The organism is Bacillus sp. MUM 116 (genome assembly GCF_001866655.1).
Taxonomy (GTDB): domain Bacteria; phylum Bacillota; class Bacilli; order Bacillales; family Cytobacillaceae; genus Neobacillus.
Genome location: NZ_MLYR01000154.1, coordinates 1 through 7,586, shown reverse-complemented (window position 1 = coordinate 7,586; position 7,586 = coordinate 1). Strand labels below are relative to the sequence as shown.

Sequence of the window (7,586 nt, the reverse complement as noted above, 5' to 3'; positions counted from 1 at the left end):
TTTTAAAAAATAAAATTCAAAAAAGTCTTATATTAAAAATTATTCTAGTATTTCTTTGAACTAAAATCAATAGAAAATTGAAAAATATTTTTTCGCTTTAAAGCGGCAATTTCCACCAAATATTCTTTGTATCGAAAAACAATTTTGTTAAAACTTCATTATTCTATTTTAAAAAAACAAAAAAACCTTCTTACAGGGAAGAAGATTTTAGCAATACCGTATATTAATGGATATATTTAAGAAACAAAAATTCTACCATTCTCTTGTTTTTTCTAGTAATTGATCAATTTCAATAGGTTTAATCTTATAACCGTTCTTTTCAGATGTTAGATCTGCTGTAGATTCTAGTAATTTGTCGATATCAATCAAAGTGATTCCCATTATCTAACCTCCAAGTTTTGATTTAGTCAGGTAAATCCTTTTCCTGCTAAATAGTTCGAACCATCTTGGTTTTGTATGGGGGTGTTTTACCCAAAATAATTGTTTTCATGTAAAGGAAGCTTAAATAGTTCAAAAGTAGCAGTCCATAAAATAATGCACTAGTAAGGTATGATTTAGCTTAAACTAAAACCTATAAAAGAGTATCATAAAGCAGGAAAAATCCAGTCCGCTTTAACGAAGACTGGATTTTTTAAAAATAAAATTAATAAACTAGTAATTATTTATTCATAATTTATTCATTTTTGTTTTATAAGATACTAATTGTAGGACAATCACTTCCCCCCTTTGACATCCGGACCAAATTTTTGGCCGGGTTTTTTTTATGCCGTATTTTTGATGGTCTCATTTCCATCTCCATTCTTAAAAAACCATTTCATCATGATAGGAGTTACGATTGTTGTAATTAAGACAACGACAATTAAAATCGAAAACAATTCTTGGTTTATTAACTTTGCTTCTAAACCAATCGACGCGATAATTAACGCAACCTCTCCGCGCGAAACCATCGCTGCACCAATTCCAAACGATCCCTTCCAAGAAAAACGTGCGATTATTGCACCCAAGGCTGCTCCAATAAATTTGGTTAGTATGGCAAGAATGCTAAGAATGACGATTAGACCAATGTTTTTGGACATGCCGTCAAAGGTGGCTGCTACGCCAATCGACGTGAAAAAAACCGGTACGAAAAACGAATAGCTGATGGTTTCAATTTTTTCAAATACCTCTTTTTTGTAATTGGTTAAATTGATTGCGATTCCGGCAATATAAGCGCCGATAATCGCCGCGACACCTGTTAATTCGGCAATATAGGCATAAAGAAAGCAAATGATTAATGCGGCTGAAATAATCGACTCTGTGACTCTTAGCGGGGCAAACTTTTTTAACACCCATGGAACCACTTTCCAAGCCACTAAAATCGCTCCTGCAAAGTAGAGGACTTTTTTTACAATCATCATACCTAAATGGACTTCACCGCCTGCCATGCTCATTAAAAAGGCCAGGGCAATAATGACGATCACATCATCAATTACGGCTGCTCCCAAAATTGCAGCCCCCTCTTTTGATTTCAATTGATTCAATTCTTTAAGGGCCTGAACGGAAATACTGACGCTGGTAGCCGATAACAGTAAGCCTAAAAACATCGCTTGAATGGTGGTCATGTGCATCATCAGCCCTGCGAAATACCCGCCAAAGAGCGGCACGATAATCCCGCTAATTCCCACCAACGTCGATGCTTTCGCTGCTCGTTTGAATTCATCCAAGTCCGTCTCTAATCCAGCGATAAACATTAATAAAATCACACCGATTTGGCTGATTTCCTCCAAAGTTTTGGTCTCGGACACCAATCCTAAAACGGCTGGTCCCAGGATAATACCGATTAACAGCTTTCCCAAAACGGCTGGCTGTCCTAACCTCACACTAATTTCTCCTGCTATTTTTGAAGCTAATAAAATAAGCGCTAACTCGAAGATTAACATTGACCCAACTCCTTACTTTTTCCAGAAATGAAAAAAAGCCTGTTTTCCATAGAACAGGCCCTTAAAAAAATATAAAAAAGCCCGTCAACCAAAGGGCATAATACCCCCTTGGTGACAGGCTCCTCCAAAAGTACACTATATAATTACTAATATATTAACAAATTTTATAGCGTTTTTCAATACTGTTTTTACTAATCCCATTTCTTCAATTTTTTGGTCACTTTGTCCTTCAGCGCCATAAGAAAGGTGGTTTCTCCCTTTTGGATTTTTTGCTTGTTCCATTCATTCGTGCTGGCTACGGTGATAAGAATGAGTCCTGCAATTAATAAATAACCCCACCAAGGAATATTCCCCCAATAAGGCCTTGTTTGTAAAAATACGTTTAAAAGCAGCACGCCAGAGCCAATAAAGAAATAGGATTTAATTTGCAGGAACATTCCTGCTAACAATGAAATAAGCGATAAGGTTCCTAAAATAATCGCATCGTAAATGGTTGAACTCGCCAAACCATCTTGGATTAAAAGAATAGCCACAGCACCTAAGACGGCCCATTCAAACGGCTTCGTAAAGCGTGAATATAGCCCCTTTAATTTTATACGAATCAAAATCAAAACTGCCACCAGCGGCAGAACAATCATCTCGCGGTTCCATAATGCTGGAATATTTAAATCTGTGATAACAGAATAATATGGCTCCAATAAATAAATGCTCCCCAACAACACGACGAAAACAGAATATTTTTCAGGTACCCTTTTTCGTTGCATCCAAAGGGATACGGAAATAAGCAATCCAGGAAGTGCCTCTGTCCATATCATCTGATCCTCAAAATAATACATGAACATAAAGAATAAAAAGGAAATAACTGTGTAACTGTCAAACCTTATATCCTGAGGTTTATTTCCAAACTCAATAAATTGCTTATACACCAGTTGACCAGCTAATACGAGTGAAATACCTATTCCTCCTGTAAGGAGCAATTTTTCATTGGTAACAAAATTATCCAAAAAGGAAAATTCAACTGTGGCGATAAAAGCAATAAAAAGTGGCAGAATCACTAGTTGATTCCATTTGATCTTGTGTAAAAAAACCAATATGCCAATTGTATATAAACATGTAATCAAATAGGAGCCCCAGCCTGACGGATAATCATTCAGGGTAAAGCAAAGCCCTATTATAGAGAAAGGAACGAGATAATAAACCGTTCTTTTTTTGTAAACAGGGTTAGTAGCCAGCCAAAACAGCACAAGAAGTAAACTTGTAATCGGAAATTCGTAGTATATCGTTTTTGAAACAAATAATTGCCCCATACAAAGGGAAATCGCAAAAAACACACTGATAGCCCAGCTTGTTTTTTGAATGGCTTCCACTAAATGTCTTGATCAATCCATTCATCTAAACGAATGATACTCTGTTTGGCCCGTTCATATGCTATTTTTCGATAGTGATGTAGGCCACCCTGTTCCTCATCTTTTTCGTCAGCCCATTTAACAATTTGCTGTAAAGGGGTGCGAATGATATCGTTTGATGGCAAAAAGGAGTCCGTATGAAAAAGGATTGCAAGAGCAATCGTTTTCGCCCTGATTGGATTTTCCCCCAGGCGTATTAACAGCTTATGAGCACGTTCAGCCCCTTTAATTGCATGGATATCATTTTGCTTGTACAAATCATAATCCCACTTCCCGTTTTTATACCATGTATAATGCCCCATGTCATGCATGAGACCGGCTTTTGCGGCAATATCCACATCAATTTGATGCTTTTTAGCTAGCTTGAAGGCATGATAGGCAACGGCAATGGCATGGGCGAGGCCTGAGCGGTTCAAATATTTTTGGGCAATATGATGTTCAAAGATATTTAATAAGGTTACATCTCTCATGTGCATTTCCCCCATCCATTGTGGAATTTTTTTATCATTCATTATATGACAAACTTGTCTATATTGCTATTTTTTCATGCAAAAACGGGAATTCGATTTGGTGAATTCCCGTTTTTTGGACAATTTTATCGTTTCGATTTACGGTACCCTGCCTGTTTTGCTTGCTGTTCCGAACAAAACCATACAATATGATTCATTGTTGTGTCATAATAGGCTCCTCCAGGAACATGATAAATATGGGAATTAGGGTTTCCTTTGATTTTCCCTTTACAATTCAAGTTTGTTTCTTTATCATCATTGGAATTTTTTTGATTACTTGAAATTGGTGCGGGTGAACCTGAACTTTTTGTCGCAGATGGGCTCACAGTTCCATTTACCACTTCCTCATGGTACCCGTCTTCTTTAGCATAATTTTCAATGGACCAAATGCCAATGCCTTGTTTTTGCGCTTTTTTTTGAATCGTATAAAATTGATCGACATATTTCGTGTTAGGTGCATAAACATAGGCTACACGAGCTAATCCTTTTTCTAAAAGCATTTCATTGAACATTTTTCCATCGACATAAATATAGGCAAGCAGTCGGCCGTATTTATCGCGTCCATCCCCAATACCTGTTTCGATTTGTACCTTTTTCCCAACCGGGAGGATTTGTTTTGTATATGCAGAAGCCTCTGGTCCGAATGGCTGCACACCTAATCGGGGATGATGAGTTTCCGGTGTATCTACACATAGCATCCTCACCTTTTCCTCTCTCCCATTTAAGTTAATGACAACCGTATCCCCATCAATATTTTTAACAATAGTTGCTGGAAGTAATTTTTTATCAGTCTGTTGGCTGCTAGTAATGGATTGTTTTTGACCATTCGAATCAATCGGTACAGAGGATTGATTTGATGAAGGATCTCTATATGTACTGTTGCTAGTGGAACACCCAGTCACCGCCATCATGGTTAATAGCAATATTATCGATATCCGAGTAAATACTTTTTTCATTTATCTCTCTCCCTTTTAATTAAAAAAGAGAGAAGAACCAGTTGGTCTTCCCTCTTTTCTTTATTTAGTAGTTACTGAAGTCTTGGCACCTTTTGGTCCTAAATATTCATAATCATCCGGATTGATTGGTGTATATCCTTCTGGTTTATAGAACCTTAACAGATCCTTATACACCACTTCATCAGACATTTGAAGTTCTGTTCTTACTTTTTCATCAATCCCTTTACATGAGCTGTTATTTGGCAATTCTTGCTCTGTTTCCGTTGAGTAACACTTATCACTTACTTGTGTCACATTTTGAGAAACAAAGTCACCATTTCTAAATAATGCCCAGTTCCGATGATCTTTTGATAATAGGTCAGAACCAAATTCCATGTAATCCTTCGTATCGATACCTAGTAAATGGAGAAGCGTTGGACGAACATCGACTTCACCGCCATATTGATGCTGAACCCCGCCTTTTACGCCAGGTACGTGAATAAATAAAGGAACCTCTTGTAGTTTTGCGTTCAATGCAGGTGTAATCTTATCAACACCAAGAACTTTTGCCATCGCAGAATTATGGTTTTCAGAAATACCATAATGATCACCATAAAGGACAATAACGGTTTTATCATAAAGTCCATCTTTCTTTAAGTCATTAAAGAATTGTTCCAAAGCCTGATCCATATAGTGGGCAGATTGGAAATATTGGTTTACCACTGTATCCCCGGTATCACCAGCAGGGAAATTTGTATCCTGCGGGTCCATTTCAAATGGGAAGTGGTTTGACAGCGAAATAAATTTTGTATAGAAAGGTTGTTTCAAGCTTTCAAGCATTGGCATCGATTCTTTAAAGAATGGTTTATCTTTCATCCCATAGTTTTTCGTATTTTCTACTGACATGTCATAGTACTCTGCATCGAAAAATTGATCATAGCCTAATGCCTTATACATAACATTTCGGTTCCAGAATGTCTTATAGTTGCCGTGGAACACAGCTGAATTATACCCATAACCCTTTAAAATTGCCGGGCTTGCTTGATAGGTATTTTGTGCTTTATTCACGAAAACTGCACCCTGAGACATAGGATATAACGAATTTTCCATTAAGAATTCAGCATCTGAAGTTTTACCCTGACCAGTTTGATGATAGAAATTGTCGAAATAGAAGGTTTTTCCATCATGAGCCAATGAATTTAAGAAAGGTGTTACTTCTTGACCATTTGGCATTTTATAATCAATCATAAAGTTTTGGAATGATTCAAGGGAGACGTATATCACATTCATCCCTTTTGCCTTACCAAAATACTTTGGATTTGGTTTTGCATAGTTCGCTTTCCGGTAGTTTTCAACATCGGTAATATCACTGCTGTCAGCAAGTGCACGCTGACTTGATGATTTGATATTTTGAATCAAGTCATAAATGGTAAAATTATATGCCCCAAGATATTTCACTAAATAGTTTCTATCAAAAGAACGCGATAATAATTGCGGGCGGTCTTTTTCCGCTAAACCAAGATTAAATAGGAAAACAGTGATAGAAAACAAAAGAACGATTTTAAATGATTTACTTGATTGAATTGTGACTTTCTTAAACACGGTTAATGCAAGAACAATTAAGACAATGAAATCGGTGAAATAAAAAATATCCATAGGAGACATTAAGGAAAGCGCACTATCTCCTAACTGACCTGAATTTGTCTTTGTCTGCATAATAACCGGTATGGTGATAAAATCATTAAAAAATCGGTAGTAAGCAATATTTGCATATAATAGGAATGACAATAGGAAATCTATGATAATCATGACAAGCTTTACATGCTTTTTGAAAAGCAAGGCAAATCCGAAGAAGAATAATGCTGAACTTATCGGATTAATGAATAATAAGAATTTCTGCATACTATTTTCTATTCCTAATTTAAATTCGATTTGATAGGCTGCATATGTTTTAATCCAAAACAATACTACAGCAATCGCAAAAAATGTAAGATGATTTTTATTTTTTAATGTTTCGGAAAGATTAATCTTTTTCATCCAAATTCTCCTCTCACTTACCAATAAAAACCTCGGTAAACGAACCTCAATTACTATACCATATTTTCTTTAAAAATAAAAACATAAATAATCCCATTTTACGCGGACATACGGATAAAACTTTTCGCTATTTTTCTTGTTTTTTTGCATTATCTTTATAATTTTATCAGTGATCAGCCTTCGATCAATCATGAATTTTACTTTTTATCTTTATGCCAATTGCAAATGGGACATGACTAATTTTCCGGCCTCAACTATATAAGACGAGCGAAACTTTTTTTAGTTTCACGCTTTTTTTCTTTTTGGCGATTATTTAGCTATCTTAATCGTGAAAGTATACAGATGCAATATGTATTTGGACTTATCTTTAAAATAATGACCTATGGCTTGAATAGTAGGATGCTGTTATGAAAAGGATAAAACTAAAAGAAAGCGGGGATAAAAGCTATGCCAAGAAAAAGACCGGAGTTTACAAACAGTCCGTATTTCGTGGATGAGCCTGGAAATTGGCACTTAAAACCGGGGGCTCCTGAAGTACTGCAAGTTGAATTTGAACAATACATGGCCTCTCTTAGAGACCAAGATGAGGATGGAGCATTCAATGGAATTCATATTTCTTATCCCTATAATCGAGGCAGGGACCAATATTAAAAATCCCTTAATTATCCAAGTTTCCTCCGTTTCTTCTATTATAAAAGCTATTTTCGCATTGATTGTTGTTTTTCGTATAAGTTCATCAACCCGAATAACTAAATGCTTCGTGGCATCTTTTCGTAAGAA

At 36.1% G+C, this 7,586-nt stretch carries 7 protein-coding genes; 1 reads left to right on the top strand and 6 read right to left on the bottom strand.

Translation table 11 applies throughout. The annotated features are described in order from the left end of the window. Positions 1 to 252: 252 nt before the first annotated feature. The 6 genes from BIV60_RS30715 to ltaS all read right to left on the bottom strand — a co-directional run bounded on the left by BIV60_RS30715 (position 253) and on the right by ltaS (position 6,806). Positions 253 to 381: a hypothetical protein gene (locus BIV60_RS30715; protein ID WP_256218565.1), complete on the bottom strand. Its 129-nt coding sequence runs from the start codon at positions 379 to 381 to the stop codon at positions 253 to 255. Positions 382 to 761: 380 nt separating this feature from the next. Then, on the bottom strand, positions 762 to 1,919 hold the full coding sequence (locus BIV60_RS26750) for a cation:proton antiporter (protein WP_071358699.1): 1,158 nt from the start codon (positions 1,917 to 1,919) through the stop codon (positions 762 to 764). 191 nt (positions 1,920 to 2,110) lie between these two features. Further along, entirely contained in the window at positions 2,111 to 3,286 is a 1,176-nt protein-coding gene (locus BIV60_RS26745; RefSeq protein ID WP_071358698.1) for a hypothetical protein, read from the bottom strand. After that, entirely contained in the window at positions 3,286 to 3,795 is a 510-nt protein-coding gene (locus BIV60_RS26740) for an HD domain-containing protein (protein WP_071358697.1), read from the bottom strand. The genes BIV60_RS26745 and BIV60_RS26740 overlap by 1 nt, the downstream gene beginning before the upstream one ends. Positions 3,796 to 3,920: 125 nt before the next feature. Next, positions 3,921 to 4,790, bottom strand: a complete 870-nt coding sequence (locus BIV60_RS26735) for a thermonuclease family protein (RefSeq protein ID WP_071358696.1) — start codon at positions 4,788 to 4,790, stop codon at positions 3,921 to 3,923. A 60-nt stretch (positions 4,791 to 4,850) separates the two neighbouring features. Beyond that, complete coding sequence (gene ltaS / locus BIV60_RS26730; RefSeq protein WP_071358695.1) at positions 4,851 to 6,806, bottom strand: lipoteichoic acid synthase; 1,956 nt, start codon at positions 6,804 to 6,806, stop codon at positions 4,851 to 4,853. Between the two features lie 447 nt (positions 6,807 to 7,253). On the opposite strand from ltaS, the gene BIV60_RS26725 reads away from it, so the two are divergent. Then, positions 7,254 to 7,457, top strand: a complete 204-nt coding sequence (locus tag BIV60_RS26725) for a hypothetical protein (RefSeq protein WP_071358694.1) — start codon at positions 7,254 to 7,256, stop codon at positions 7,455 to 7,457. Positions 7,458 to 7,586 lie beyond the last annotated feature (129 nt).